This window comes from Paenibacillus taichungensis, assembly GCF_050994985.1.
GTDB classification, from domain to species: Bacteria; Bacillota; Bacilli; order Paenibacillales; family Paenibacillaceae; genus Paenibacillus; species Paenibacillus taichungensis.
In genome coordinates this window covers 6,676,252-6,702,864 of sequence record NZ_CP194720.1, presented here as the reverse complement: position 1 = coordinate 6,702,864, position 26,613 = coordinate 6,676,252, and the positions used below count along the sequence as shown (strand labels likewise).

The window sequence follows — 26,613 nt, the reverse complement described above, 5'->3', positions numbered from 1 at the left end:
GCTTTCTCATGTTCTTGCTCAGTACTGCATTCGTATTTATTGTGCGTCTACACGCGTCATCACCGTAGTAGCCAAACGCTCAATACGGCTTTCGGCGTCTTCCAGGTTCTCTCCGCGCACAGCGAAGTATACTTTGATCTTCGGTTCTGTTCCCGAAGGACGCAGGCAGAACCATGATCCGTCTGCCAAAATAAATTTCAGAACGTTCTCTTTAGGCAAGCCATCCAAGCCAAGGGAGTAATCCAGCACATCTTGTACAGCGATGCCGGCTACTTCTTGTGGCGGATTAGAACGCCAGTCGGTCATTTTCGCCTGAATTTGAGCTACGCCATCCTTGCCTTTCAGCGTACGGGACTCCAGCTTCTCCAGGAAATATCCGAATTGGCTGTACAGCTCTTGCAGGACATCATAGAGCGTTTTGCCTTGGTTTTTATAATAAGCAGCTGCTTCAGCAATCAGCATTGCAGCCAGGACTGCATCCTTGTCACGTGCGTAGCTGCCTGCCAGGTAACCGTAGCTCTCCTCATAACCGAACAAGAACGTATGACTGCCGGTTGCTTCGAACTGGTTCATTTTTTCACCGATATATTTAAAGCCTGTCAGGGTGTTCATCACTTCTGCACCGTAATGCTCAGCAATGACCGCTCCCATCTCGCTTGTTACAATCGTTTTGACAACCGCACTGTTTTTCGGCAGCTTACCTGTCTCTTGCAAACGGCTCAACACATAATGCACCATGATGGCTCCGGACTGGTTACCCGACAGTACGAAATACTTGCCATCCTTGTCTTTCACTACCGCACCCATGCGGTCTGCATCCGGATCTGTACCAATCAGAATGTCCGCACCCACGGATTCACCCAGCTTCATTGCAAGCGTAAATGCTTCGCGTTCTTCCGGGTTAGGGGACTTCACTGTGGAGAATTCAGCATCAGGCTGTTCTTGTTCTGCTACAATGTGAACCTGCTCGAAACCGATCTGTTCCAACACACGACGTACAGGCACATTACCTGTTCCGTGCAGCGGAGTGAAGACGATTTTGAAATCACGGCCAACGCCGGATTGAATCAGGTCACGACTGAGGCTAAGGCTGGCTACGGTATCAACAAATGCCTGATCTTCCTCTTCCCCAAGCCATACCAGCAATCCTTGAGCTTCGGCTTCTTCCTGCGTCAGCTTTTTCACATCCGCGAGGGAAGGAACTTCCTGAATGTATTGAATGACTTTCTCCGCTTCGTGTGGTACCAATTGGCCACCCTCGTGGTTGTACACTTTGTAGCCATTATATTCAGGAGGATTATGACTCGCTGTCACCACAATACCGCCGGTTGCTTGCAGATGACGTACACTGAAGGAAAGTTGGGGCGTAGGACGCAGGGATGTAAACAACTTAGCCACAATGCCATTTCCAGCCAGAACCAAGGCAGCATCCAGTGTGAACTCAGGTGAGAAATGACGGGAATCATGCGCGATCACAACAGAAGGTTTACCTTCTTTGTCGCCATGCTGCTCCAGCAAATAACGGGCAAACCCTTGCGTTGCACGACCCACGGTATAACGGTTCATCCGGTTGCTTCCCGCTCCGATTACACCACGCAATCCACCTGTACCAAACTCCAGATTTCTGTAAAAACGATCCTCCAGCTCTTTCGGCTGATCCTGCAAATCACGAAGCTCCTGTTTCGTCGCTTCATCAATCGAAGCATCCTCCAACCACTGCTGCAATGTTTGTGCTGCTGTTGTGCTTAACTGTTCCATTCCTGCAAACCCCTTCCTTCTATATAAAATTCAATTAAATGCTGAACGATACAATCATTAGCTTGGGTCAGACAGTGCGAACATGATCTCGCCTTCAGCTACCACTTTGTCGCCTACTCTGGCTGTAGCTTTGCCTTTACCAATTGAACCTTTGAGACGTGTAATCTCCACTTCCAGCATCAATGTATCTCCAGGCACAACTTGTCCACGGAATCGGAAATTGTCCAGTCCCGCCAAAAAGCCGATTTTGCCTTTGTTGCCTTCCAAATTAAGAATGGCTACTGCACCGACCTGTGCCAGTGCTTCTGTAATCAACACACCCGGCATTACCGGATACTCTGGAAAATGACCAATGAAGAACGGTTCATTAATGGTTACATTTTTCAAACCAACAGCACGTTTGCCATCCTCTAATTCTACAATCTTGTCCACCAGCAGAAACGGGGGACGGTGTGGAATAATCTCTTGAATCTGTTTGATATCGAGCACAGTGTAATCTCCTCTCAGGGTCATTTATATGAGATTCTCCATCATGATTGAAGTTAAGCGCAATAGAGGTCGTTACGGTTACGGATCATTCTTTCGATCGCTGTTGTCCCCGAATTTTCTGATACATTTTAGAGTTGTCTAAAATTCGGTGACAAAGGCGAGCGCTTCGCTTCTTCTGAACGATTCCGTTCCCTCCACTTACTTTAGTGCGGAAGCCGTCAACCCCAACATGATCAAGTCGATGCTCATATAAAATGTGGTTTTCATTTAATTTGTATGAAAAGCATATTTTCAGTTAACACTAGTTATATCCTTCATGACTGCAGTAGTGAAGGTTGAGATAAGGGGTCTCTCTTCGCGATGACGAATGTCTTTCGCAGGGGAGGCCTCTTTTGACGTCAAACGTCATCCACCATTATACTGTTTTCAACGCCAAAAAGAAAACTCCTGCCTGCGCAGGAGTTTTCGCATATATCGTTCATCTACGGAGCGAACACCAAATCATATACATGTTCCCATGTACTCCACTGCAATACGGAACCGATATCCTGTTTGCCCAGTACCACGTAGCCAGCCACCAATCCGCCAGCGAGGGCAAGAACAAGCAGGACCGGAACCAAAAACCATCTTGCGATGCGCCATCCACTCTTCTTCTTCTTGACTTTCGTCTTATCCGGCTTGCTGTTCTGCTGCTGTGTATCTGTCATCACATTCACCTTTTATGCTCTCATATTGTTGGCAAGACCCGACATTGAATCACTGGATGTCAGTGCGCGTGCCGCCAGTTGGTAAGTCCGCTGTCCTTGCATCAGCAAAGCCATCTCTTGTGTCAAATCCACGTTGGATTGTTCAATGTAGCCTGCACGGATCATGGCTGTCGCTTCACGTGTAGCTGCATTAGCTCCAAATACATCATCCTCGGTCAGACCCGCATCCAGACCAAACAGGTTATCCGCATACTGCACAAGCCCTTCCGGGCGCTCGATATCAACGAGTTGCAATTGGGCTCCAATCGTTGCATTGGCTTCATTGCCACGACGGATCAACAGATTGCCTTTTTCATCAAATGCAACCTTGCTGTTATTCGGTGCCGTAATGCGATTACCTTGACGATCCAATGCAAAGTGGCCTTCGCCATTGACCAATACCATCATATCTGGCGCATTGGGATTCGTTTTGGGTCTTGTATCAGGGACAAAATGGAATGCACCCTGACGCGTCCACATTTTCTCACCATTTGCTTCAACTGCAAACATTGCATTTCCTTCAATTGCCAGATCGGTAGGATTGCCTGTCTCATTGAGTGTACCTTGAGTCATATCCTTTGTCACATCAGCCAAACGTACGCCAAACCCGAGGTTGTATCCCATCGGGGTGGAGCGTCCATCCAGCTTGTACTTGTCCGGTTGCTGCTGCACACGTGTCAGTACATCTTCAAAGGCTGCTTGCTTACTCTTATAGCCTGCCGTATTTACGTTGGCAATATTATCGGAAATGACATCCAGACGCTGCTGTATTCCGGTCATGGAGACCATTGCACTAATCATGGAATTATTCATTCGGTGGTTACCCTCCCTGGTTCTACCCTCCCAAACCCTCCCTGGTAGGGAGGGCCCCAGATGGCGCTGCCCTCTGGACTCCCGAAACAGGCGGAGTGGGTGCGTGGGGTACGATCTTGCTAAGTGACGGTGGTGTGTGTGCGCCGCGACTGCCCAACTAATATTTACGCCATAGTTTCACGTGGCTAAATATTAGTTGGGCACGCTCTTTGTGCGGCGAGTAGCTCCGCGTGGTCTCTCCTTGCTTTGCTTCGCAAAGGACTCTCGAGACCATCGCTGCGCTTAGGATAATGCTGCGCAATCCTCGCATAAGCTCGGCTGCGTTTAGGCTTACGCTCCGCGTGGTCTCTCCTTGCTTTGCTTCGCAAAGGACTGTCGAGACCGTCGCTACGCTTGGGGTAATGCTGCGCAATCCTCGCATAGGCTCGGTTGCGTTTTGGCTTTACGCTCCGCGTGGTCTCTCCCTGCTTTGCTTCGCAAAGTACTGTCGAGACCGTCGCTGCGCTCGGGATAATGCTACGCAATCCTCATATAAGGTCGGCTGCGTTTTGGCTTGCGCTTCGCGTGAGCCTCTCTGCTTTGCTTCGCAAAGGGCGTTTGGCTCTTCGCTACGCGGCTATATTATACGTTGGCGTTATACACGCCCAACTTCATTGACGGCTTTATCCAGACTGCGGTCGTAGAATTGTACGACTTTCTGGTTCGCTTCATAAGCACGAAATGCTGCATTCATATCTACAGTTGCCTGTGATGCATCTACATTCGAACCTTCCAGGTAGCCCTGACGGATCTGCACATTATCACCGGCAGCCATCATCCGGGCCGTTGCTCCATTCTGATCATTCAGGCTGAAATTACCATCGCCTTGACGTACCAGTTGGTTGGGTTGATCGATGACACTGATTCCCAATGTTACACCTGTGGGTGCACCCGTCTCTGCATTAACAAGACGACCTTGCTCATCCACTTTAAATTGGTCTACCGAGCCTGTCAACACAACAGGTTGTCCATTATTATCCAGAACTTGTGAACCTGTTGAGCTGAGCAGCTGTCCGGTTCCTGTAACCTCGAAGTGCCCATCACGTGTATATCTTGTGTTACCTTCTGCATCCTGTACTGTAAAATACGCCTGAGGTTGGTAAGTTACCGTGCCATCAGCTCGTACAAATTTGCCTGAACCGTCAAACGGGACAGGTTGTCCTGTCTGTGGATCATTCACGGCCAGATTGGACGAAATGGCAAAATCACTCTTTTGCCCACTTTCCATAATGGCTCCCTGCAAATTCATGGACAAACTTTCTTCCGCGAACACACCCGTGTTCAGCTTGCCCAGCCGCTTTGTCGGAAGATTAGCGTCTCCGCCTACCAAAGTAATGAGCATTTCCGGGAAAGAACGGCTTACGCTGTTCACTTGTTTATATCCCGTTGTGTTCATATTTACGATATTCTGTGTTGCGGTGTCATGGCGGCGTTGTTGCGTTATCATTCCCGCGGTAGCGGTGTACAGACCTCTTAACATGTATTAACCCCTCTCCTCAAGCGCTTGTCCTTCATTACAGGATGGCTGCTTGTCCGTTCTGCTTCCCGAGCTTGGGCGAACCTTTGCTTTTTATATCGGCAGATTAGAACTTTTTCTTAACCACTTGATCCAAATTATTCAGCATAATGCCTGTCCCCTTCACGACACAATGCATCGGATCCTCTGCAACCCATACCGGTACATGCAATTCATTGGACAACAGTTCGTCCAGTCCGTTCAGCAAAGCGCCTCCTCCTGTCAACACGACACCTCGGTCAATAATGTCCGCTGACAATTCCGGTGGCGTCCGCTCCAATACCGACTTAGCTGCAACGATGATGGATTGCACGGAATCCCATAGCGCCTCTTGCACTTCATTCCCCGACACCGTTACGGTAACAGGCAAACCGGATACCATATCCCGACCGCGAATGTCCATCTCTGTTTGACGTCCGCCCGGATGTACGGAACCAATCGCAATTTTGAGATCTTCGGCGGTACGTTCACCGATCATGAGTTTGTATTTGGCTTTGATAAACTTGATAATCGCTTCGTCGAACTTGTCCCCTGCGACTTTAATAGAAGAGGCGGTGACTACGTCGCCCATAGACAGGACTGCAACGTCAGTCGTTCCGCCGCCGATATCCACGACCATATTGCCGCTCGGCTGAAAAATATCCATTCCCGCACCGATCGCTGCCGCTTTCGGCTCTTCTTCCAGAAATACTTCTTTGGCACCGCTGCGCTCAGCAGCTTCACGGATAGCCTTCTGCTCCACGGAAGTAATGTTGGTTGGTGCACAGATCAGAATACGCGGGTGGCTGTACCAGCTTCTTGCCCCCACACGATTAATGAAATGTCTAAGCATTGCTTCCGTAATCTCGAAGTCCGCAATAACACCGTCACGCAGCGGTCTAATGGCAACAATGTTACCTGGAGTACGCCCCACCATACGACGCGCTTCTTCCCCAACAGCAAGGACCCGCTTCGTATCGCTTTCAATGGTCACGACGGAAGGTTCATCGAGGACAACCCCACTTCCTTTCACGTGAATAAGCACGTTCGCCGTGCCAAGATCAATACCGATATCCTTGCTAAACATAAAAGAGCCCCCAAAGTGATATTATTTGGTCAGCGTATCCTGTGAAAAAGAGTCCCTTATCACGTCACCGCTCGTTCGACAAAGTGCAACATATATATGTAAAAATCGGGCTGATAAGATGTCATAATTCGATCCTGTACCAGCTTTTAACATATCATACTTCAGGGGAGGGATTCAATGCATGTGTGAGCTTTTTGGCCTACGTCTTTCCGCAGGTCCCTACGATTTAGCGGAAGCCAACACCTCGCGTTTTTTACCGCTTGTTTTTTTGTATTTAATTTTGGTCGCTTCACCGCCCCGCAAATGACGGATGGACTTATGATACTCCAGAATGTGTTTCACCTGGTCAGCAAGATCAGGGTTGATTTCCGGCAGACGCTCCGTCAGATCCTTATGCACAGTACTCTTTGACACGCCGAATTCCTTGGCTATGGTACGGACCGTATTCCTCGTCTCAACAATGCAGCGACCAATTTTTATGGTCCGTTCCTTGATGTAATCGTGCACGCTCCCGCCTCCCTACTGTGTGGATAGTTTGGTACATTATATGAGGAGCATGCCTATATATTCGCGGTTTAAAGGTGTGACAAGCTTCGAAGGTCCCATTATTTTCTGAAAAGCACAAAAAGAGCAGAGGAGAAATCCCTCTGCCCATCATGTCGCTGCGGTAAAAATCATTTATTTTTCCGGAAGATATCCTTGCGGGTTAACCGGTTGTCCGTCTTCGTAAACTTCAAAGTGAAGGTGGTTGCCCAGCGTTTTTTCCAGTTCATTAACGCCAGCCGATGCAATTGCATCTCCTTGCTTCACTTCATCATCCTGTTTCACTTTGACGTCAGCCAGGCTTTGGTATACGGTTTTGAGGTTATCACTGTGCGTGATTTCCACAACTTGACCTGTCAGCGGGTTTTGTTCAACCCGGGTAACTTTTCCGCCGAGTGCTGCTTTGACTTCGAACGTTTTGTTATCCCCACGTGCCAGATCTACACCCGTGTTCGGAATAAATGTGTCATTGTACTGCACCATCGCTGCTTCATGTTCCTCACTTGAAGCTTCGTTGTCATAGAAAGGTTTTACTACCGAAATTTCTGACGGAACCGCTACTGGCCATACAAAATTCTCCGACTTTGCAACAACTTCCACACTTTCCTGTTCTCCGTTAACCGCTGTTTCTTCTGTACCCGCCGATGCGCCTGTTTCTACTACCCCGCTAGCAGGGTCCGAGTTCAGCGTTTTGTCGCCTGTGCCCTGATAGACCCACACTAAGGTTAGTATAATGCCTGCTGCTGCGATGTAGGCTGCCGGGAAGACCCAACGTTTGGACATTGCTCTTTTCCATGAAGAGGGCTGGCTAGCCGGTACTCCTTGAGTTGTTTTAGGAGTTTCTTCTTGGACTGATTTTTTGTTTTGTTCATTCATCTTAATCACCTCAGTAACAAGTGTTACCGGGTGCAACTCTTTTATACACGCGCGACTCTAATTATTTTCACGGAGCTTTCAAAGAGTGCTATATAAGGTGAAAAAGAGGAGCTACACTGGGCCACTCCGCGTGCAGAACAACCTTTCGGCCGCTGTTACTCCCAGATTTCTTCTATCACCTTCTTCAAAGGTGAAATCCGGGAGTAAAGGCGGACGCTCCGCTCCTACAGGTTTTTTCTGCACTCTCCGTTCCGGTGTAGCTATTGATCCAGCCTGATATATCCAAGTTTTAAAAGCTCCGGAAGGGGTGGTGGACAGAAATGCATGGATTGGATTTAGCAGCCAATCCTTATTAAGTGAGTCTGTGAGATTGAACATGGCGTTATAGTTTTAAGTTCATTGGTAGAGCTAACGGTGGGTTTTAATTCTAGGCTTAGCAACTTCATAGAGTATCTGCGAGGGCTCGTTTTATATTATCAGTGACCCCAATTACTGCTAATAGACTAACGGTTGCTAATTCAAATTGTCCGGTTGATACCGACTTCCATGTTGGTCTATTTGGAGGCTAGCATCTTGGATGCCTGTCCGAAGGAGATGCCGGTGTAGTAGTGTTTGAGAATCTGGGTCGCGGTGTGACCCTCCTGTGCCATGCCGTTGGCTCCCCACTGGCTCATGCCGACTCCATGACCGTATCCATACGTTGTAATCTGAACCTCGTCTCCATCGGTCTTCCAGCTGAACTGGCTGGATCGAAGCCCAAGCAGCTTTCGAACTTCCGGCCCGCTAAACGTTTTACCTGCAATCTGCATCTCCTTGATGCGATGGCCTTGCGTTGTAGACAATACTTCCATCCAGCCACCGCTCTGCTGCGCGCTCACAGGAATGGCATTCGCCCCCAGATTCAACTTTTGGAGAATCTCACTGCGCTTCATGGTGGTGGTTTCTTTAAAACCTGGAGCCAGGTTTTTATCCCACGGACTCGCTACACTTTGCAAATATGGTACTGGGTTGCCCCAGACATCCTCTGCATTCTCCGTGTACCCATTACTTGTGGAAAAAAAGGATGCGGTAATGGCCTTGCCTTGATATGTCATGACGGAATCTTTGCTTTCGCGGACAGCCTGCTGCAGCTTCTCCCATTCTTTTGCTTTCCCCAGACGTGTCCAGTCTGCTTTTACTTGTTCTGGTGGTATAAACACTTGATGACTCACAGTATCCGTTACATCCGCTTCTCCTGAAGGTACACCGCTTGTATCGTTGGCTGCCAGTCTTCTCACAATAAATGTCCTTGCAGCAATGGCCTGTGCCTTCAGAGCTTCCAATCTGAACTCCGCTGGCATCTCGGCAGCGACTACTCCGGTAACATAATCTTCAAGCGGGAGATTCATCGTTGTACCGGTTGCGGACAGGTATACCCTTACTTGGGGTTCAGGGTAGGTAACGGGTACAGCTGGAGAAGGTGCTGGAGTCGTTACACTGCCTGTACCAGATGGGACAGGGATCGGTTTAACAGAATCATCCGTCCGCGGCCAGACCAGAATGGCGGGGATCAACAGCGCAAGTGCCAGTACTGCCGATACAGCCGCTGCCGGTTGCCAGCGAGTGTTGTTCTTGCCCCATCTGCGGCCTCGGCCGAACGTACGCATTCGGCGGCGCTTCACACGGCGAAACTGGTCTAATTCAATGACAGGTATGTGTATACGTGCCGTAGTGTGTTGAGCTGACTCCTGTTTGGTGGCAGCCCCTCTAGGAGATGTTGTTATGGGCTCATCTGGAACAGTTCTGATGTTCGTTGAAGCAAGCTTGTCTTTTTCCACACCGAAACCAGCAATCTCTTCTGGCTCCTTCACTAGTGGACGAGGGACAAGAGGTACCTTAACCTGCACACGAGCTTCTTTCATTTTGATATAACCCTCCGTTGTCCATGGCCGGTCAAGCGCCGGTCCTTTTGTTCAAATCCATAGTTTAGGGTATGAGCTGCGTGGATCTGATAGAACCTGATTTAAGAGAAACGAAGGCATTCCATATGTGGCGATTTCCAACTTAATTCTGCTATGTATTATTAAAAAACATTGATCTGTCGCGGAATCCGGTTCCATAAGGTACCATCCGTTCCTCAAAAAGCATGCTCTTTCATTTGTTCAGAATTGGTACAGAATGCGATGTTATGCTATATAAGTTAAGACCAGCTATTAATAGAATCAGGTACTGATTCAGTTGATTATTGAACACAAAAAAAGCCAAGCCAGATGGCTTAGCTTTTGATCTGAATTTAAATGACAGTACGCATGCTCTCGTCTCCGCAATTTACAATGATGTATGATTAATACTAGAGAGCAACGCCTATTTGTCTAATTCGATGTTATGCCCAAGTCGGTTGTACTTTGAACAGTGGTACTTCTTCCCCGACTTTTTCATTCGAAGCTTTAACTGCATCCAGCTTAGGCTCTTCAACCGAAATACGATAAATATCGGCTCCAAGTCCGTTAAGTTTCTCAGCGAGATGTACGTAGCCACGGTCGATGTGATGAACACCGCCCACTTCCGTTGTACCTTCAGCAACAAGACCCGCGATAATAAGTGCGGCACCCGCACGCAAATCGGTAGCTGTTACTTTGGCACCCTTCAGCTTGGCATTGCCCGTGATGATGGACGAACGTCCTTCAACTTTGATCTCCGCATTCATCAACTGGAATTCATCCACATGCATGAAGCGATTTTCAAAAACAGTCTCTGTTACAACAGAAGTTCCTTCAGACGCAAGCAAAAGGGCCATCATTTGGGATTGCATATCGGTAGGAAAACCTGGGTATGGTAATGTTTTCACATCCACAGCCTTGAGCGGACGATCTGCAATGACACGAACGCCATTCTCGTCAGGATGAATGGTTACACCCATTTCTTCCAGCTTCGCAATAACAGAACCCAAGTGGTCTGAAATCGCACCTTCGATATACACATCACCACCGGAAATTGCAGCAGCAGCCATATAGGTACCTGCTTCAACCCGGTCAGGAATGACGGTATGCTTCACGCCAGACAGTTTCTCCACACCCTCGATGCGGATGACTCCTGTTCCGGCACCTCGTACTTTTGCACCCATTCCATTCAGGAAGTTGGCAAGATCCACGATTTCTGGTTCTTTTGCCGCGTTCTCCAGAACAGTTACACCTTCAGCCAATGTTGCAGCCATCATAATATTTTGAGTGGCACCTACGGAAGCCACATCCAGATAAATTTTCGCGCCACGCAACCGTCCTTGGCTGCGAGCTTCTATATAGCCTTGGCCCAAGCTGATCTCAGCGCCCATGGCTTCAAAACCTTTCAAATGCTGATCAATAGGCCGTGTACCGATGGCACATCCACCAGGAAGCGAAATTCTTGTATGACCCATACGCGTCAACAATGGCCCCATGACCAGAAATGACGCCCGCATTTTACTTACCCATTCATACGGTGCCTCACAGGAAGTAAGTTTCTCCGCATTTACGGTAATCACTTCGTCCCGGTATGTAACACCCGCTCCTAGCGATTCCAACACCTTGTTAATCGTCATCACATCGTCTAGAGGAGGAGCGTCAATAATAACGCTTTGTCCTTCTTCCCCTAAGAGAGAGGCAGCGATGATCGGAAGAACAGAATTTTTAGCGCCGCTAACTTTGACACTTCCGGTCAACCTTTTGCCACCGCGGACGATAAATTTGCTCATCATGGTTCCCTCCGCGCTTTTATTCCCTTTTCTTCATTCCGGAATACGTGAGCCCTTCTGTAATAGAAAAGACTGTTGCTGTGTGTGGAATTTCGACATAGCCTGGCAAATAATGCCCTTGATGTCTATTCAGAAAAGAATTGGTTTATAATCCATATCGATGATACCACGTGCGTTGCATGATGCCCTCCGACTTGTAAATGTAATGCCTTACAGGCCAGCAAGCATCTGAACAGACAGAATGGGATGATTATTAGCCGGATTCAACCGGGTATCCCGTTTATAACCACAAAATAAGTGAACAATTGTGAATTCCCTAACTTCCATCATAACATTGTTGAATTGTACGATACAAGCATTTTTACATAAAACATCTCAAATTCATCCAATTCCACGTCACACTTTTTTCTTAATTCATTTGCCGACAACTCATACTCTAATTGTTAACACAATTAATCGATGTTATTCGACATTGAACTGCTTGAAGAACCTAACAGATGATTAACCAACCATCTCAACATTAAAACAAATGGCGCAACATTTGTGTCCATGACAAATAGTCAATGACAAAGCCTGAAACAGCATGCCCAAGTATAATGGCCAACAGTAAATGTAACAGTCTTCCCTGTGCTCCTCGTGGCTGCCTGATGATTAAATCCAGCTTGAGATTCTGCAAAGCCCACCACGACAACGCTATACATAAAAGAGAGACGACAATTGAGACTAAGCCATTCGTACTTAATGTCTGGTTCAACTGATTCGTCAGGTCAGTATCCATATATTCATTACCTCCACATTTGTTGCAGCGATCAGCATAATTATGCCTGGCATCCATAACTTGTTAGAACAATGGAATGACTTGAACACAACATACCGAGCCTACTGTCAGACTTACTCCTGCCATGCAGGAAATCTGGATGCCCAATCCGGAGCAGCAACAATCTGGCTGTGAATGACTATGGAATTCATCAACGCAGCTTCCTGCATCTGCTGACTCTATGGAATATAGGCTCTTTCATCATACATTGTCAATTACATTGATTTCCACTTCGATAATATTTTAAATTCAAAATGCCGGGATTTTGTGACTAAAACGACATAAAAGAGCGTTATTTCGATATCGATCCTGTCATTTCCTCGGAAATAATTCAGATTTCCGTCGTTAAAAATGGTTCCAACAGTGATCATTATCGACACGACTTTAGTCCTACATTCTATTCAACTGCCCATAAACGGTGAATGCAATTAACTTTATTTGCCGTTAAATCAAGTACTTCAACCGCAGATAATGTGCATATAGTTTACTGTAATTGGAAAAGATAACACTCCAAAAACTCAAAAAAGCCTGGCAGACTAAGCCGCCAGGCTCCGATGAGTAGTTTATTTGCCGTATACGTTGATCCGGTTAACCGCTTTTTGCAGAGCAATCTCTGCCCGGCGGTGATCAAAATGGTCCTGATTGCTTTGGCTGCTGAGACGGCGTTCTGCCCGCTCTTTCGCCGCACGCGCACGATCCACATCGATATTTTCCGGGAATTCGGCACTTTCTGCGAGCACAACAACCTTATCTTTACGGACTTCGATAAACCCGCCACCAATAGCGACGCGTTTGCTTTCTTTTCCGTTTTTGATATAGATCGGTGCGATCTGTAAAGGTGTAACCATAGGGATATGACCTGGCAGAATGCCCAGCTCCCCTTCAATACCACGAGCCGTGATACTATCCACTTGTTCTGAATATACCAGACGCTCAGGTGTTACGATTTCCAACAAAAAGGTGCTCAATTCCATCCCTCCTGAAACTATCCGAAGGATAGCTCGCTTCATAAGGACAATCCTGGATTCAGATTATACCAGTGTTTTGGCTTTCTCCACTGCCTCTTCAATTGTACCCACGAAGAGGAAAGCTGCTTCCGGAAGATCGTCGTGCTTGCCTTCGAGAATTTCTTTAAAGCTGCGCACCGTTTCTTTAACCGGAACGTATTTACCCGGAATACCGTTAAATGCTTCAGCAACGTGGAAAGGCTGGGACAAGAAACGTTGAATCTTACGAGCACGGTAAACGAGTGCTCTGTCTTCCTCACTCAACTCATCCATACCCAGAATCGCAATAATATCCTGCAATTCATTGTAACGCGCCAAGATGCGTTTAACGCCTTGAGCTACGTTGTAATGCTCTTCGCCTACAACTTCAGGGGACAAGATCCGGGAGCTGGATGCCAACGGATCTACCGCAGGGTAGATACCCATCTCTGAAATTTTACGCTCCAGGTTCGTCGTTGCATCCAAGTGGGCAAACGTCGTTGCTGGAGCCGGGTCAGTATAGTCATCCGCAGGCACGTAGATGGCCTGGATGGATGTTACTGAACCTTTTTTGGTCGAAGTGATACGTTCTTGCAGTTGACCCATTTCCGTTGCCAGCGTTGGTTGGTAACCTACCGCGGAAGGCATACGTCCGAGCAAGGCAGATACTTCTGAACCTGCTTGGGTGAAACGGAAGATGTTATCGATAAAGAGCAACACGTCACGGCCTTCTTCATCACGGAAGTATTCCGCCATGGTCAGACCTGTGAGGGCTACACGAAGACGTGCGCCTGGAGGCTCGTTCATTTGTCCGAAGACCATTGCTGTTTTGTTGATAACGCCTGAATCACTCATCTCGTGATACAAGTCATTACCTTCACGTGTACGCTCACCAACACCTGCGAATACGGAGATACCGCCGTGTTCTTGTGCGATGTTGTTGATCAATTCCTGAATCGTTACAGTTTTACCTACACCGGCACCACCGAAGAGACCGATTTTACCACCTTTGGCGTAAGGAGCCAACAAGTCGATAACTTTGATTCCTGTCTCCAGCATTTCAGCCTGGGTAGTCAGTTCATCAAATGCAGGAGCCGAGCGGTGAATCGGATTTTTATGTGCAGCAGCTACAGTTCCGCCAGTATCAATAGCTTCGCCGAGTACGTTAAATACACGACCCAGTGTCGCTTCCCCAACAGGTACAGAGATTGGAGCTCCTGTATCTACGGCTTCCATACCACGAACGAGTCCGTCCGTGGAGGACATCGCGATACAACGTACCCGGTTGTCACCCAGATGTTTCGAAGCTTCGAGTGTCAGATTCACACTTACGCCGCTTTCGCTTACTGTAGTGATCGTAATGGCATTGAGGATTTCCGGCAGACCGCCGCGATCAAACTCGACGTCAACAACCGGACCCATGATGCTCACAACGCGTCCTTTGTTCATCTTAACGTTCCCCTCCTACAAGCCTGCTAGTTTTGCAGAAATAAAGTTCCGTTCTCTGTTATCTCTGCACTGCAAGCCTTCATTAATAAAAAACGGTTAGCCTTGTGCTGCGTTGGCACCTGCCACAATTTCCGTAATCTCCTGCGTAATCGCCGCTTGACGAGCACGGTTATAGGTCAATGACAAGTCGTTGATGAGTTTCGATGCATTTTTGGTTGCATTACCCATCGCAGTCATTTTGGCACCCAACTCACTCGCCTTACCATTCAGAAGTGCACCGTAGATCAGCGTTTCCGCATAACGCGGAAGCAGAACTTCCAGTACAGCTTCAGCTGAAGGCTCGTATTCGTAGCTTGCCGTCGGTCCTTCCGCAGCAGTTACCTCAGGTGTTTCCATCGGAAGAAGTTTTTCTACCGTAGGAATCTGGGTCAACGCATTCACAAAGCGGTTATAACAAATGTACAATTCATCAAATTTAGCCAGCTCAAATCCTTGAACAGCTTCGTGTGCAATGGATTTGATATCTGCAAATGCTGGTGAATCGGATAGATCCGTTGTAGTGGATGCGATCGCAATTTCGCGCCGTCTGAAATAATCGCGTCCTTTACGCCCTATGACGAACAATTCGTAGTCATCCTGAGAGTTGTGTTTTTCTTTGAGTGTCAGATTGACCTGACGCAAAATATTTGCATTGTAACCACCCGCAAGACCACGGTCCGATGTAATGATTAGATAAGCTGTCTTTTTGACCGGACGACTCTCCAGCATCGGATGTTGAATTCCCTGCGTGCTTGATGCAATACTAGCCACAACTTCTTTCAGTTTCTCCGAATATGGACGAGCTGCTTCCGCTTTTTCCTGCGCTTTACGCAGTTTTGCAGCAGCAACCATCTCCATTGCTTTGGTGATCTGCTTGGTGCTTTGTACGCTTTTAATTTGCCGCTTTATTTCGCGCATGCCTTTTGCCATGATTTCACCACCTTCAAGTTTTGACGTAGTCAAAACTACTTCGTAAGCTCAAACTTAAACTTTGGCAGAGCCAAAGTTACTTCGTAAGCATTCAATAGTTTTGACCAAGTCAAAACTACTTCGTAAGCATAATCTTACCTTTGGCGGAGCCAAAGTTATACATGCAGACATGCGGAATCGGTTAAACAACTCCGCAACTGCATATCATCTATTTAGACGGAGACAGAAAAGCTCTTTCTGAACTTCTCGATAGCGCCCTTCAGAGCATTCTCATTGTCTGCAGTCAATTCTTTAGTATCACGGATGGATTGAAGAATCTCAGGATGGCTGCTCTCCATGAACGCGAGGAATTCTTGTTCAAAACGAGTCACATCACCTGTAGGAATTTCATCCAGGAATCCTTTAACCGCTGTGTACAAGCTGACAACCTGTTGTTCTACAGGCAAAGGCTGGTTCACACCCTGTTTCAGGATTTCCATCATGCGAGCACCACGATTCAGGCGGGCCTGAGTCGCTTTATCCAGATCGGAACCGAACTGGGAGAACGCTTGAAGCTCACGATATTGAGCGAGGTCGAGACGCAGGGAACCTGCAACCTTTTTCATCGCTTTGATCTGAGCAGAACCACCAACACGGGATACGGAGATACCTACGTTGATCGCCGGGCGTTGTCCAGCATTGAACAAGTCAGCTTCCAAGAAGATTTGTCCGTCCGTGATGGAGATTACGTTCGTCGGAATGTAAGCAGATACGTCGGAAGCTTGTGTTTCAATGAACGGCAGTGCGGTTAAAGAACCACCACCAAGCTCATCATTCAGCTTCGCTGCACGCTCCAGCAAACGGGAGTGCAAGTAGAAGACATCACCCGGATAAGCCTCACGACCCGGTGGACGGCGAAGAAGCAAGGAGAGTTCACGATATGCGGAAGCTTGTTTGGTCAAATCATCGTAGATAACCAACACGTGCTCACCTTTGTACATAAAGTACTCACCCATCGAACAACCGGAATACGGTGCGATGTACAACAATGGTGATGGATCAGATGCTGCTGCAGTTACAACAATCGTGTACTCCATTGCGCCTTTACGACGAAGAGTTTCTACGACTTGTGCAACTGTAGATTGTTTTTGACCGATAGCAACGTAGATACATTTCATGCCGCTGCCTTTTTGGTTCAGGATCGCATCAATTGCGATTGATGTTTTACCTGTTTGACGGTCACCGATGATCAACTCACGTTGTCCGCGACCGATTGGAACCATTGCGTCAATCGCTTTGATCCCTGTTTGCATCGGCTCATGAACTGATTTACGATCCATTACGCCTGGTGCTTTACCTTCAACCGGACGGAATTCCGTTGTAGCGATTGGCCCTTTGCCATCCACTGGAATACCGAGCGGGTTAACAACGCGTCCAATCAATGCTTCGCCAACAGGCACTTGCATGATTTGACCGGTACGTTTTACTTGGTCGCCTTCACGAATATCATAGTAAGGTCCCAGGATAACGACACCAACGTTGCTCTCTTCCACGTTCATGGCGAGTCCCATAACACCGCTTGGGAATTCAACCAACTCGTTGGACATTACGTTCTCAAGTCCGTATACACGAGCAATACCATCACCGACCTCAATAACTGTCCCGACTTCGACTACATCGATATCGGTTTTGTATTGTTCGATCTGGCTCTTAATTAATGTACTGATTTCTTCTGGTTTGATACTCAAGTGTCCTCACCCCAATCTACTGTACTCGTCTGTTAAAAGACTGCTCAAGACGTTCGAGCTTGCCAGCCAAGCTGCCGTCATAGATCGTATCGCCAATGGCGACTTTCAATCCGCCCAGCAGAGTCGGATCAACAAAATTCTCGATACGAATCTTTTTATTCACACGGCCACCGAATTCACGAGCAACCGCTTCTTTTTCTTCATCATTCAATGCATAAGTCGAGTAGACGCGCGCATCAGCTATGCCGAGCGACTCGCCTTGGATCTTCAGATAATCATTCAGCAAAGCTTCCAGCAATTCAACGCGTCCGCGCTCAATCAACAGCAAAACTGTGCGAAGGACAGGCTCGGACACCTTTCCATCAAGGCTTGAATGAAGGACATTCTGCTTTGCTTCGTCCGAGATGTTGGGAGATACGATGAATTTTTCGATATCAGCATCCCCAGTCAATGCACTGACAACCACACGCAGTTCCTGTTCAACTTCAAGTACCTGCTGCTGCTGAAGAGCAACTTCGAACAATGCTTTCGCATAACGCTTGGCAACTATCGTATCGCGGCTCATTGTCGGCCTCCTACCTCATTGAGGTATTGGTTCACAAGTTCCTCTTGTGCAGGACCGTTCTCAACTTCTTTTTTGATCAATTTGGAAGCGATTTGAACGGAAGCTGTACCCAGTTCGCTGCGAAGCGCTGCGACCGCTTTGTTCTTCTCACTCTCAATCTCACGTACAGCATCGTCTTTGAGACGATTAGCTTCCGCTTTCGCATCAGCCAAGATCGATTCGGCTTGTTTACCGCCCGTTTGTTTGGACTGTTCAATGATGTCGTAAGCATCTTTGCGCGCTTGCTCCAGAGCTTGTTTTTGTTCCTCCACATAGGCAATGGCCTGTTCCCGAGTCTGAGCAGCCTCATTCATCTGCGTCATCACGAGTTCACGACGTTTTTCCATAATGGAGAACAAAGGCCCGAAAGCATAACGGCTAAGCAGCCAATATAAAATTGCAAATGCAATAATCGCAAGAAGCGTATTTTCCCATACGAAACTCAATCTGTTCACTCCTTCCTGGAGGTATCCTTGAAACGTCATCCGTTAGAACGGACATTACCTAAAAAGAAGGCGCGGATGGCTATGGCCTTCCCCGCCAAACCTGTATCGATTTAATTAAGCCATACCGTAGAACATGAACGCCAGTACCACACCGATGATCGGCAATACCTCGATCAGACCTACACCGATAAACATTGTTGTTTGAAGAGTGGATTTCGCTTCCGGTTGACGAGCGATACCTTCCACCGTTTTGCTGATTACCATACCGTTACCAATACCTGCGCCAAACGCGCCCAGTCCTGCAACAATTGCTGCTGCGATTAATGCCATTGCTCCCATTTGTATATCCTCCTTAAAATGTTAAATCGTATTTTTTATTGTTCAGCCTGGTGAAGAAATCTTCGTAGGGCTTGAAACTTAATGTTCGTCATGCGTCTCGATGCTTTGTGAAATGTACACCATCATCAAGATTACAAAAACAAATGCCTGGATTGCGCCGATAAAGATACTAAAGCCCTGCCACACCATAAGCAACGGAATCGCTGCAATGGCACCAAACACTTTGAACGTGGTCAGCTTCAGGATCGTTGTAATCAGTACCTCGCCCGCGAAAATATTCGCGAACAAACGCATTCCGTGTGTCAGCAGCTTGGATGCCGTCTCTATCAGGTTGATCGGCAAGAACAAGGCGAACGGTTTAAGATAATGTTGGAGATATCCTCTTGTGTTACGGAACAATCCGAGTCCATGAGATACCAGGAATGCTACGAGTGCCAGTCCCATCGTTACAGACAAGTCGGCTGTCGGTGATTTCCACCAAGCCAGTTCAACGTGTGGATGTGCTTCAGGGTCCTTGGCATGCGCTTCGTTAAACGCATCAACAGCAGTGACAATCGGTTGATTGAATACCTGCGCCTGACTAACCTCCGTAACTTCAGTAACCGCCTGAAACGGAAGACCTAGCATATTACCTACAAAAATGAACATAATCATGGAAAGAGCGAGAGAGATAAAATGTTTCCCTTTCTTCATATCCATCGTGCTGGAAATCAGATTGCGGACGAATTCTACTGCCCACTCCATAAAATTTTGCAGCTTGCCGGGATTTTCAACGGATAATCTACGTGTTGCTAGTACAGCAAAAATGAAAACAAGTGCACCTGTAACCACCAGCATCAACAGAACCGATAGATCCAGTCGAAATCCGCCAAGCATAATAATTGGAGCTTCATGCATATTTTTCTCACCCCTTTCTCGACTTGAAAGCTGCAGCACCTAACATCATTCTGCTCTGCGGGAATAGACGATCCCTATAATCAGTAAGGAAAATTGTGCAATGACCAGACCGCCTGCAACCGCATATGTATTGAAGTACTGCGGAAAGCGCATCGATATGAAGATACCGAGCACTGCGAGTGCCGCTCTTGTCAAAAATCCCAGGTTCACACGCTTCAAGTTACCTTCTGCCGCATCATCAGACATTTTCCTCACTTTGAAGCCTAGGTAAAATGCATTGATCCAGCTAATTCCTGTACCCAGGGCCAGTCCCAAAGCAATTGTCTCCACACGTGGCATAAAGGCCGCTGCGAGAAAACAAATCATAAGAAAGTACATGATGAAAACAGTCATCATTCTGCGGTATCTGGTTAGTTCACTCATCACTTTCCCCCATGAATTTTTTCGCGATAAAGTAGATGCTTACGCCGCCTGCTGCCAAAAAAAAGAGAACGCTTACGGCGATCCATATTCCGCTACCTCCGATGGTCTTGTCCAACCAGGAGCCAACGTAATATCCGGCAACAGCGAGAATGGCAATCTCGATTCCAAAAGCTGTCACGAGCCCCATTGCTTTCCACACATTATCATCATGGTTACGGGATGAATTTGGTTTGTTCGAATCGGCCATTTTCCACGCCACCCTTGCAATCCCAGTTAATTTTACTGAATGATGAGAGCCTTTGTCAATTGAATGATTTTAGCGTTTTAAAGGGGAAAACGACGGGATTACAGGCCATCAGAGCCCATAAACCCGCGTAAACCGTACAGTTTAACTGTATGCTGTACCCTTTATTAATCCATCAGAAAAAATGAATTATTTTTTGAATTTTCTGTGAAATGATTCCGGACGTTCACTATTCACACCAAAATGATGCAAAATCGCATTGACAATTCTTTCCGAAGCATGTCCATCACCATACGGATTGGCAGCCTGACTCATGCTTGCATACAGTGTTTCGTCTGTAAGCAGAGCTTTGGTCCGCTCATATACACGTTCCTCTTCGGTGCCCACCAGCTCCAGTGTTCCAGCCTCAATTCCTTCCGGGCGCTCCGTTGTATCCCGAAGAACGAGAACAGGCACACCAAATGAAGGAGCTTCTTCCTGCAAACCGCCTGAATCGGTCAAAATCAAGTGAGTATGCGGGTAAAAGTTATGCAAATCCACCACGTCTAGTGGATCAATAAGTTTAATACGGGGGTGATTCCCCAAAATCGCGTGAGCCGGCTCCTTCACAGCAGGACTTAGATGCACCGGATACACGATGGCAATATCCTCAAACTCGTCGGCAATCCGTTTGACGGCCTGGAAAATGTTACGGTGAGGCTCGCCTTGGGATTCACGGCGGTGAGCTGTCATCAGCACAAGACGCTTGCCCTGTGCCCAATCTAGTACCGGATGTGTGTAATCCTGCCGTACTGTATATTGAAACACATCTGTTACCGTGTTGCCTGTGACATACGTACTAGACTCCGATTTATTTTCTTTGGCAAGATTGGAAGACGACCAGTCCGTAGGCGCAAAATGCAAGTCAGCAAGCACTCCGGTTAACTGACGATTCATTTCTTCCGGGTATGGAGAGAGCTTGTTCCATGTGCGAAGACCTGCTTCCACATGACCCACCTGGATCTGCTGCAGGAACGCAGCATAGCTGGCTACAAACGTTGTCAGCGTATCACCGTGAACCAGTACGATATCCGGTTTTGCTTCACGCAAAACCGGCTCCAGTCCTCCCAGCACACGAATCGTAATTTCATTCAGCGTCTGGCGATCTTTCATCACATCCAGATCGTAGTCTGGATGAATATTGAATACTTCAAGAACCTGATCCAGCATCTGACGATGCTGTGCAGTAACGCAAACGATCGATTCAATAGATTCGGGATGTTTCTGCAGTTCCAAAATAAGCGGAGCCATCTTGATGGCTTCCGGGCGCACCCCGAATATCGTCATGACTTTAATTTTCTTGGACATTGAAGCAAAGCCCCTTTTCTATAAGTTCGGAACCTCTTACAAAGCATGCGATATGCTTATTTAGTGCCGTATAGACGGTCTCCTGCATCTCCCAGTCCGGGAACAATATAGCCGTGATCATCCAGACGGTCGTCCAGTGCAGCAACGTAGATGTCTACATCCGGATGCGCATCCTGAACAGCTTTCACTCCTTCAGGAGCTGCCACCAGGTTCATCATTTTGATTTGCGTGCAGCCGCGTTTTTTGAGCACGTCAATAGCAGCAATGGCAGAACCGCCAGTTGCCAGCATCGGGTCGATGACAATCAACTGACGCTCTGTAACGTCCGTAGGCAGCTTGGTGTAGTACTCAACAGGTTGCAGGGTTTCCGGGTCACGGAACAAACCTACATGTCCAACTTTTGCCGCTGGCAGCAATTTAACAACACCATCCAGCATTCCAAGGCCTGCACGCAAAATCGGAACCAGCCCAAGCATACGTCCAGAAATGACTTTTCCTTGTGTTTCAGCTACTGGTGTCTGTACATCAATAGTCTCCAGCTCAACATCTCTTGTAATCTCATAAGCCATCAGTGTTGCCACTTCATCCACCAATTCACGAAAATCTTTCGTATTCGTACGCATGTCGCGTATAAACGTCAGTTTGTGTTGAATCAAAGGGTGATCACATATTACTAATTTTCCCATCTAATTTGTCCCTCCGGTATGTTCTTCATGTTCAGCATTACCAAATATGCCTAATCATCATTCATAGGCCCCGATAAATCCTGTATATTATATCATCACCTACACCGAATTACACCATCAAAGGGCACTCAATCATTACAGAAAACCGAATCCTATAAAAATAGGACCGGAAAAATGAGTCTTCCGGTCCTTTTTGCTCTCGCTGTTATGTCAGTTGAGATGATGAAATGCATGTAAACACAATGATGCTCCGCAAACAGAATGACCCTTCGATCGCTGTTACCCCCGGATTTTTTTGAACTCCTTTATTAAGGGGAAAATCCAGGGATAAAGGCGAACGCTACGCTTCTACGTCTTCATTCTGTCTGCTCCGTCTGAGTGTTTACATAAGAACATCTCAAATACAAACACCATGAGCAAGTTTTTTTAGTATTTAAGGTCAGTGTACAGTGGGAATTGATCCGTAAGTGCCGTTACTTCAGCACGGGCTTCGTCCAATTTAGCTGCATCTTTAGGGTTTTTCAATGTTTTGGCAATGATTTTACCAATAGCTACCATTGCTTCTTCGTTCATACCACGCGAAGTAGCAGCAGGTGTACCGATACGGATACCGCTCGTTACAAACGGGCTAGTTGGATCAAACGGAATTGCATTTTTGTTCACGGTAATGCCGATGGAATCAAGTACATGCTCGGCTTCTTTACCTGTGATATTCACGCTGCGTGTGTCGATCAGCATCAAGTGGTTGTCTGTACCGCCGGATACGATGTTCAATCCTTCAGCAATCAGTGTTTCAGCCAATACTTGTGCATTTTTTACCACGTTTTGTGCATACGTTTTGAACGAAGGTTGCAATGCTTCACCAAATGCTACCGCTTTGGAAGCAATCACGTGCATCAGAGGTCCACCTTGGGAACCCGGGAATACCGCTTTATCAATCGCTGCTGCCCAAGCTTTGCGGCACAGAATCATACCACCACGAGGTCCACGCAGCGTTTTGTGTGTAGTTGTCGTTACGAAATGCGCATGTGGAACCGGGCTTGGATGCAAGCCTGCAGCAACCAGTCCTGCGATGTGAGCCATATCCACCATGAACAAAGCACCTACATCATTAGCGATGGAAGCAAGCTTTTCAAAATCAATGGTACGCGGATATGCACTTGCACCTGCAACGATCATACGAGGGCGATGTTTAAATGCGGCTTTGCGCACTTCATCATAATCAATCAGGAATGTATCTTCTTGTACACCGTATGCCACGAAATTGTACAGCAATCCGGAAGCGTTAACCGGGCTACCATGTGTGAGGTGTCCGCCATGCGCAAGGTTCATACCCAGAACGGTATCACCTGGTTTCAGAGCCGCAAGGTATACTGCCATGTTCGCTTGTGCACCGGAGTGAGGTTGAACATTCACATGTTCTGCTCCAAACAATTCTTTGGCACGATCACGCGCGATATCTTCTACGATATCAACATGCTCACAACCACCATAGTAACGTTTGCCCGGATATCCTTCAGCGTACTTGTTGGTAAGTACAGATCCCATTGCCTCGATAACCGCTTCGCTTACGATGTTCTCGGACGCGATCAGCTCAATGTTGTTTTGTTGACGTTTTAGTTCAAGATTCATCGCTTCCAGTACTGCCGGGTCATTCTTGCGCAATTGTTCCATGATTAAATTCCTCCAGTTATAAGTGAAGTTATAAAGCGAAATCATGTTTACACGAAAACGGAGAGTGCAACACCAATCTGGAGAAGCAGAGCGTTCGCCTTTATCACCGGATTTCCCCTTATATAAGAGATTCAAAAAATCTGGGGATAACAGCGATCGTAAGATGGTGATGCAATCGAAGTCAGGAGTGTAACCAATCGTTTCGGTTTATACGTTAGTCACAAAATGTCGAATCTGGTTGCTCTTCCATACGATACACTGCACGCTCGCCGCCAATCAACTTTGGACGGGTCAATGCTGTAGTAACACGGGCATCACCGATGTAGCGGAGTGCTGTCCGGAAGGGTACTGCCACATGCCGCAAATGCATGCCAATCATCGTCTCCCCAATATCCAGTCCAGCATGGGCCTGCACATGTTCAGCCAGGCATGGATCGGTCAGCGAGCGATACGCTGCGGATGCCATGGAACCACCTGCTTTGGGCACAGGTACTGCACCCACTTCAGTCAATCCAAGACGTGTAAGCAGTGAACGCTCCATAACCAGTGCACGGTTCAGGTGCTCACAGCATTGGAATACAACATCAAAACCGAACTCCTGCTGCACCTCGCGTATACCCGCAAGAAGCTGCTGCGCTACTTCAACCGCACCGCTTGTACCAATCCGTTTGCCTGCGACTTCACTTGTACTTGTACCGATCACAACGATCTGTCCAGTTCCAAGCTGTCCGGCAAGCGCCAGTTCACGCAGAATGGATGCGGTCTGTTCATGCAATCCGGGTTGTTCCGAATCTAATTCAATAGTCATCCTATCGCCTCCCGATAAAATCATGCCCGGCTTCCTCTTGGCTGCCCTTGGTATTCTTGCATGGCATTTCAGGTACTATTATAGCGAATAATCAGATGAAAGACGAAAAAAAGAGCAGTCTGCGGGTAACGCAGAATTGCTCTTTTGCCCAGGCGACCGGCCGTTTGTTCCGGTGCTCCATCGTGGTTATGCCCACTTCGTCGCCAGTTACACCGGATCCCTGTTTTCCCATTCATCATAAAACAACCTGCGTTTAAAATCAACGGGTAATTTACATCCCGTGTACGTTTTTTTATATGGTAATCCACCGGTAGCTGGAATGATTAAACGAATCCAATTAACCCAGCTTGTCCAAAAGTCTGTCGAGCGCGGTCCGAATCTCTGCCGCAGCGATGTTGTAATCGTCGCGACTGCCACCAAACGGGTCCGAAATATCAAAACTCGGAATCCGCTGTCTGATCTCGATTGCCCGTTCACGTTCAGATGCCAAAATCTCCTGACCCAGCGCACGTTTCATCTCCAATGTCGCAAACAGGCTGTCCAATTCCTGAAGATCATTCAGGACTTGTTCATCATTTTCCACATACTCTTTCAAGGTATAGGTCTTGTGTACAGAGTCGGGAAAAACCTGCATAACATGCTGTTTATGACTGCGTGTCAACGTGAGGATCAGATCGGCCCAACCGACCAGGTTGGAGCTAAGTAGCGTCGAATGAGGCGGTCCCTCCACATTGTGATCCCTTAATACGGCCTCCGCATGACGGGAAATCGGCATGCCCGTTGTGGCGGCTACACCTGCGGAACGAACGTCCACCTGAATGCCCCGCTCAGACGCCAGTTTACGTAAGAGTCCCTCCGCCATGGGGCTGCGACATGTATTCCCTGTACATACAAACAAAATATGTTTCATTGTGATTAGCCTCCCCATTTTGCAAATGTTGTCGAATCATGTTTGAAACTAAATCTGAACAAATGAACCTCTTAACTATATATTGAAGACTGCACTAGGCTGTAATCATGGTTAACGTCGTTTTTTAAAATATAAACAAAAGTCCAAAAGCGAGCAAGATCGCTCCGCCAACCGCTTCCCCGTAATCTCCCATGTTTTGGCTCACACGCCGTCCCAACAGCAGACCCATAACGGACATCGCTCCACCACAGACACCAAAAGCCAGTACTGTTAACACCAAGTCACTGCTGAACATGCCGAGCGAGACTCCAACGGAAAACGAATCTACACTGACACTCAGTGAGAACAGTATCACACCGAGCAAAGATCGATGATCCACCAGTTTGGTGTCTCCCTCCCGGAAAGCGTTCAAGATCATATGGGCACCGAGCAGGACCAGCAGACCGCCAGCTGCATACGTCGTAATGTCACCAAGCAGGGAACTGACGTATTTGCCCGTATACATACCGATGAGTGGCATGATGATGTGAAACAGGGCCGTTACGGTACTGATTCGCAATACGTCTCTCAGACGAATACCCTTCATGCCAATCCCGATGCCGAGTGAGAACGCGTCGAGTCCGAGAGCGACGGCCATAATCAAAATGGTTACCAACTGCCCAACATGGGCAGACACATCCCACATCCCCATACCCCCAAGTCACGTAAAGGTTCTTGTACACCATATGCGGA

At 47.5% G+C, this 26,613-nt stretch carries 27 protein-coding genes and 1 riboswitch; all 27 genes read right to left on the bottom strand.

The window, feature by feature from the left end:
- Positions 1-36: 36 nt before the first annotated feature.
- The 27 genes from ACR1R9_RS30130 to ACR1R9_RS30000 all read right to left on the bottom strand — a co-directional run bounded on the left by ACR1R9_RS30130 (position 37) and on the right by ACR1R9_RS30000 (position 26,566).
- Positions 37-1,758 carry a phospho-sugar mutase gene (locus ACR1R9_RS30130; RefSeq protein WP_163758053.1) on the bottom strand — a complete coding sequence of 574 codons (1,722 nt, stop codon included), beginning with the start codon at positions 1,756-1,758 and terminating at the stop codon, positions 37-39.
- 57 nt (positions 1,759-1,815) lie between these two features.
- Positions 1,816-2,247 carry a 3-hydroxyacyl-ACP dehydratase FabZ gene (fabZ, locus tag ACR1R9_RS30125; RefSeq protein WP_024632705.1) on the bottom strand — a complete coding sequence of 144 codons (432 nt, stop codon included), beginning with the start codon at positions 2,245-2,247 and terminating at the stop codon, positions 1,816-1,818.
- A gap of 482 nt (positions 2,248-2,729) precedes the next feature.
- Positions 2,730-2,954, bottom strand: a complete 225-nt coding sequence (locus ACR1R9_RS30120) for a DNA-directed RNA polymerase subunit beta (protein ID WP_024632706.1) — start codon at positions 2,952-2,954, stop codon at positions 2,730-2,732.
- Positions 2,955-2,966: 12 nt separating this feature from the next.
- Positions 2,967-3,806 (bottom strand): flagellar hook-basal body protein, encoded by an 840-nt coding sequence (locus tag ACR1R9_RS30115; protein WP_076287600.1) that lies wholly within the window; start codon positions 3,804-3,806, stop codon positions 2,967-2,969.
- Positions 3,807-4,440: 634 nt separating this feature from the next.
- On the bottom strand, positions 4,441-5,325 hold the full coding sequence (locus tag ACR1R9_RS30110) for a flagellar hook-basal body protein (RefSeq protein WP_064641898.1): 885 nt from the start codon (positions 5,323-5,325) through the stop codon (positions 4,441-4,443).
- A 103-nt stretch (positions 5,326-5,428) separates the two neighbouring features.
- Positions 5,429-6,427 carry a rod shape-determining protein gene (locus tag ACR1R9_RS30105; RefSeq protein ID WP_076287598.1) on the bottom strand — a complete coding sequence of 333 codons (999 nt, stop codon included), beginning with the start codon at positions 6,425-6,427 and terminating at the stop codon, positions 5,429-5,431.
- A 219-nt stretch (positions 6,428-6,646) separates the two neighbouring features.
- Positions 6,647-6,934, bottom strand: coding sequence for a sporulation transcriptional regulator SpoIIID (gene spoIIID, locus ACR1R9_RS30100; protein ID WP_024632710.1), 288 nt, complete (start codon positions 6,932-6,934; stop codon positions 6,647-6,649).
- Positions 6,935-7,105: 171 nt separating this feature from the next.
- Positions 7,106-7,846, bottom strand: coding sequence for a M23 family metallopeptidase (locus ACR1R9_RS30095; RefSeq protein ID WP_113052900.1), 741 nt, complete (start codon positions 7,844-7,846; stop codon positions 7,106-7,108).
- Between the two features lie 554 nt (positions 7,847-8,400).
- Entirely contained in the window at positions 8,401-9,747 is a 1,347-nt protein-coding gene (gene spoIID, locus ACR1R9_RS30090) for a stage II sporulation protein D (RefSeq protein ID WP_433922033.1), read from the bottom strand.
- 461 nt (positions 9,748-10,208) lie between these two features.
- Positions 10,209-11,555 (bottom strand): UDP-N-acetylglucosamine 1-carboxyvinyltransferase, encoded by a 1,347-nt coding sequence (murA, locus tag ACR1R9_RS30085; protein ID WP_083678749.1) that lies wholly within the window; start codon positions 11,553-11,555, stop codon positions 10,209-10,211.
- Between the two features lie 520 nt (positions 11,556-12,075).
- Positions 12,076-12,333: a DUF1146 family protein gene (locus ACR1R9_RS30080; protein ID WP_433922034.1), complete on the bottom strand. Its 258-nt coding sequence runs from the start codon at positions 12,331-12,333 to the stop codon at positions 12,076-12,078.
- A 602-nt stretch (positions 12,334-12,935) separates the two neighbouring features.
- Complete coding sequence (locus tag ACR1R9_RS30075) at positions 12,936-13,340, bottom strand: F0F1 ATP synthase subunit epsilon (RefSeq protein ID WP_076287595.1); 405 nt, start codon at positions 13,338-13,340, stop codon at positions 12,936-12,938.
- Between the two features lie 63 nt (positions 13,341-13,403).
- Positions 13,404-14,807 (bottom strand): F0F1 ATP synthase subunit beta, encoded by a 1,404-nt coding sequence (atpD, locus tag ACR1R9_RS30070; RefSeq protein WP_024632716.1) that lies wholly within the window; start codon positions 14,805-14,807, stop codon positions 13,404-13,406.
- Positions 14,808-14,903: 96 nt separating this feature from the next.
- Entirely contained in the window at positions 14,904-15,776 is an 873-nt protein-coding gene (gene atpG, locus ACR1R9_RS30065; RefSeq protein ID WP_076287594.1) for an ATP synthase F1 subunit gamma, read from the bottom strand.
- Positions 15,777-15,988: 212 nt separating this feature from the next.
- Positions 15,989-17,503 carry a F0F1 ATP synthase subunit alpha gene (gene atpA, locus ACR1R9_RS30060; RefSeq protein WP_076287593.1) on the bottom strand — a complete coding sequence of 505 codons (1,515 nt, stop codon included), beginning with the start codon at positions 17,501-17,503 and terminating at the stop codon, positions 15,989-15,991.
- A gap of 16 nt (positions 17,504-17,519) precedes the next feature.
- Complete coding sequence (locus ACR1R9_RS30055; protein ID WP_076287592.1) at positions 17,520-18,068, bottom strand: F0F1 ATP synthase subunit delta; 549 nt, start codon at positions 18,066-18,068, stop codon at positions 17,520-17,522.
- A complete protein-coding gene (atpF, locus tag ACR1R9_RS30050; RefSeq protein WP_024632720.1) occupies positions 18,065-18,553 on the bottom strand; it encodes a F0F1 ATP synthase subunit B in 489 nt (162 codons plus the stop codon). Before atpF ends, ACR1R9_RS30055 begins: the two co-directional genes overlap by 4 nt.
- A gap of 114 nt (positions 18,554-18,667) precedes the next feature.
- Entirely contained in the window at positions 18,668-18,892 is a 225-nt protein-coding gene (gene atpE / locus ACR1R9_RS30045) for a F0F1 ATP synthase subunit C (RefSeq protein WP_017691934.1), read from the bottom strand.
- 78 nt (positions 18,893-18,970) lie between these two features.
- Positions 18,971-19,789: a F0F1 ATP synthase subunit A gene (gene atpB / locus ACR1R9_RS30040; RefSeq protein WP_076287591.1), complete on the bottom strand. Its 819-nt coding sequence runs from the start codon at positions 19,787-19,789 to the stop codon at positions 18,971-18,973.
- A gap of 45 nt (positions 19,790-19,834) precedes the next feature.
- A complete protein-coding gene (locus ACR1R9_RS30035) occupies positions 19,835-20,212 on the bottom strand; it encodes an ATP synthase subunit I (protein WP_076287590.1) in 378 nt (125 codons plus the stop codon).
- Positions 20,205-20,459 carry an AtpZ/AtpI family protein gene (locus ACR1R9_RS30030; RefSeq protein ID WP_076287589.1) on the bottom strand — a complete coding sequence of 85 codons (255 nt, stop codon included), beginning with the start codon at positions 20,457-20,459 and terminating at the stop codon, positions 20,205-20,207. Before ACR1R9_RS30030 ends, ACR1R9_RS30035 begins: the two co-directional genes overlap by 8 nt.
- A 186-nt stretch (positions 20,460-20,645) precedes the next feature.
- Complete coding sequence (gene wecB, locus ACR1R9_RS30025; protein WP_433922035.1) at positions 20,646-21,803, bottom strand: non-hydrolyzing UDP-N-acetylglucosamine 2-epimerase; 1,158 nt, start codon at positions 21,801-21,803, stop codon at positions 20,646-20,648.
- Between the two features lie 56 nt (positions 21,804-21,859).
- Positions 21,860-22,489, bottom strand: a complete 630-nt coding sequence (upp, locus tag ACR1R9_RS30020) for a uracil phosphoribosyltransferase (protein WP_053782842.1) — start codon at positions 22,487-22,489, stop codon at positions 21,860-21,862.
- A 426-nt stretch (positions 22,490-22,915) separates the two neighbouring features.
- Positions 22,916-24,163, bottom strand: coding sequence for a serine hydroxymethyltransferase (gene glyA / locus ACR1R9_RS30015; RefSeq protein ID WP_175381407.1), 1,248 nt, complete (start codon positions 24,161-24,163; stop codon positions 22,916-22,918).
- Positions 24,164-24,377: 214 nt separating this feature from the next.
- On the bottom strand, positions 24,378-24,971 hold the full coding sequence (locus ACR1R9_RS30010; protein ID WP_099857623.1) for a TIGR01440 family protein: 594 nt from the start codon (positions 24,969-24,971) through the stop codon (positions 24,378-24,380).
- A 139-nt stretch (positions 24,972-25,110) separates the two neighbouring features.
- A riboswitch (ZMP/ZTP riboswitch) is annotated at positions 25,111-25,192 on the bottom strand.
- 116 nt (positions 25,193-25,308) lie between these two features.
- Complete coding sequence (locus ACR1R9_RS30005; protein WP_076287586.1) at positions 25,309-25,881, bottom strand: low molecular weight protein arginine phosphatase; 573 nt, start codon at positions 25,879-25,881, stop codon at positions 25,309-25,311.
- Between the two features lie 124 nt (positions 25,882-26,005).
- Positions 26,006-26,566: a manganese efflux pump MntP gene (locus ACR1R9_RS30000; protein WP_076287585.1), complete on the bottom strand. Its 561-nt coding sequence runs from the start codon at positions 26,564-26,566 to the stop codon at positions 26,006-26,008.
- Positions 26,567-26,613: the final 47 nt, after the last annotated feature.

What these genes read in the sequence shown, in the direction of transcription:
- ACR1R9_RS30000 (WP_076287585.1), bottom strand. Translation starts at nt 26,566, where the DNA reads ATGTGGGATGTGTCTGCCCATGTTGGGCAGTTGGTAACCATTTTGATT.
- spoIID (WP_433922033.1), bottom strand. Translation starts at nt 9,747, where the DNA reads ATGAAAGAAGCTCGTGTGCAGGTTAAGGTACCTCTTGTCCCTCGTCCA.
- atpG (WP_076287594.1), bottom strand. Translation starts at nt 15,776, where the DNA reads ATGGCAAAAGGCATGCGCGAAATAAAGCGGCAAATTAAAAGCGTACAA.
- ACR1R9_RS30120 (WP_024632706.1), bottom strand. Translation starts at nt 2,954, where the DNA reads ATGACAGATACACAGCAGCAGAACAGCAAGCCGGATAAGACGAAAGTC.
- murA (WP_083678749.1), bottom strand. Translation starts at nt 11,555, where the DNA reads ATGAGCAAATTTATCGTCCGCGGTGGCAAAAGGTTGACCGGAAGTGTC.
- glyA (WP_175381407.1), bottom strand. Translation starts at nt 24,163, where the DNA reads ATGGAACAATTGCGCAAGAATGACCCGGCAGTACTGGAAGCGATGAAT.
- ACR1R9_RS30080 (WP_433922034.1), bottom strand. Translation starts at nt 12,333, where the DNA reads ATGGATACTGACCTGACGAATCAGTTGAACCAGACATTAAGTACGAAT.
- wecB (WP_433922035.1), bottom strand. Translation starts at nt 21,803, where the DNA reads ATGTCCAAGAAAATTAAAGTCATGACGATATTCGGGGTGCGCCCGGAA.
- ACR1R9_RS30035 (WP_076287590.1), bottom strand. Translation starts at nt 20,212, where the DNA reads ATGAGTGAACTAACCAGATACCGCAGAATGATGACTGTTTTCATCATG.
- ACR1R9_RS30010 (WP_099857623.1), bottom strand. Translation starts at nt 24,971, where the DNA reads ATGACTATTGAATTAGATTCGGAACAACCCGGATTGCATGAACAGACC.
- ACR1R9_RS30105 (WP_076287598.1), bottom strand. Translation starts at nt 6,427, where the DNA reads ATGTTTAGCAAGGATATCGGTATTGATCTTGGCACGGCGAACGTGCTT.
- upp (WP_053782842.1), bottom strand. Translation starts at nt 22,489, where the DNA reads ATGGGAAAATTAGTAATATGTGATCACCCTTTGATTCAACACAAACTG.
- ACR1R9_RS30130 (WP_163758053.1), bottom strand. Translation starts at nt 1,758, where the DNA reads ATGGAACAGTTAAGCACAACAGCAGCACAAACATTGCAGCAGTGGTTG.
- ACR1R9_RS30005 (WP_076287586.1), bottom strand. Translation starts at nt 25,881, where the DNA reads ATGAAACATATTTTGTTTGTATGTACAGGGAATACATGTCGCAGCCCC.
- ACR1R9_RS30110 (WP_064641898.1), bottom strand. Translation starts at nt 5,325, where the DNA reads ATGTTAAGAGGTCTGTACACCGCTACCGCGGGAATGATAACGCAACAA.
- atpD (WP_024632716.1), bottom strand. Translation starts at nt 14,807, where the DNA reads ATGAACAAAGGACGCGTTGTGAGCATCATGGGTCCGGTTGTTGACGTC.
- ACR1R9_RS30095 (WP_113052900.1), bottom strand. Translation starts at nt 7,846, where the DNA reads ATGAATGAACAAAACAAAAAATCAGTCCAAGAAGAAACTCCTAAAACA.
- ACR1R9_RS30055 (WP_076287592.1), bottom strand. Translation starts at nt 18,068, where the DNA reads ATGAGCCGCGATACGATAGTTGCCAAGCGTTATGCGAAAGCATTGTTC.
- atpB (WP_076287591.1), bottom strand. Translation starts at nt 19,789, where the DNA reads ATGCATGAAGCTCCAATTATTATGCTTGGCGGATTTCGACTGGATCTA.
- atpE (WP_017691934.1), bottom strand. Translation starts at nt 18,892, where the DNA reads ATGGGAGCAATGGCATTAATCGCAGCAGCAATTGTTGCAGGACTGGGC.
- ACR1R9_RS30030 (WP_076287589.1), bottom strand. Translation starts at nt 20,459, where the DNA reads ATGGCCGATTCGAACAAACCAAATTCATCCCGTAACCATGATGATAAT.
- ACR1R9_RS30115 (WP_076287600.1), bottom strand. Translation starts at nt 3,806, where the DNA reads ATGAATAATTCCATGATTAGTGCAATGGTCTCCATGACCGGAATACAG.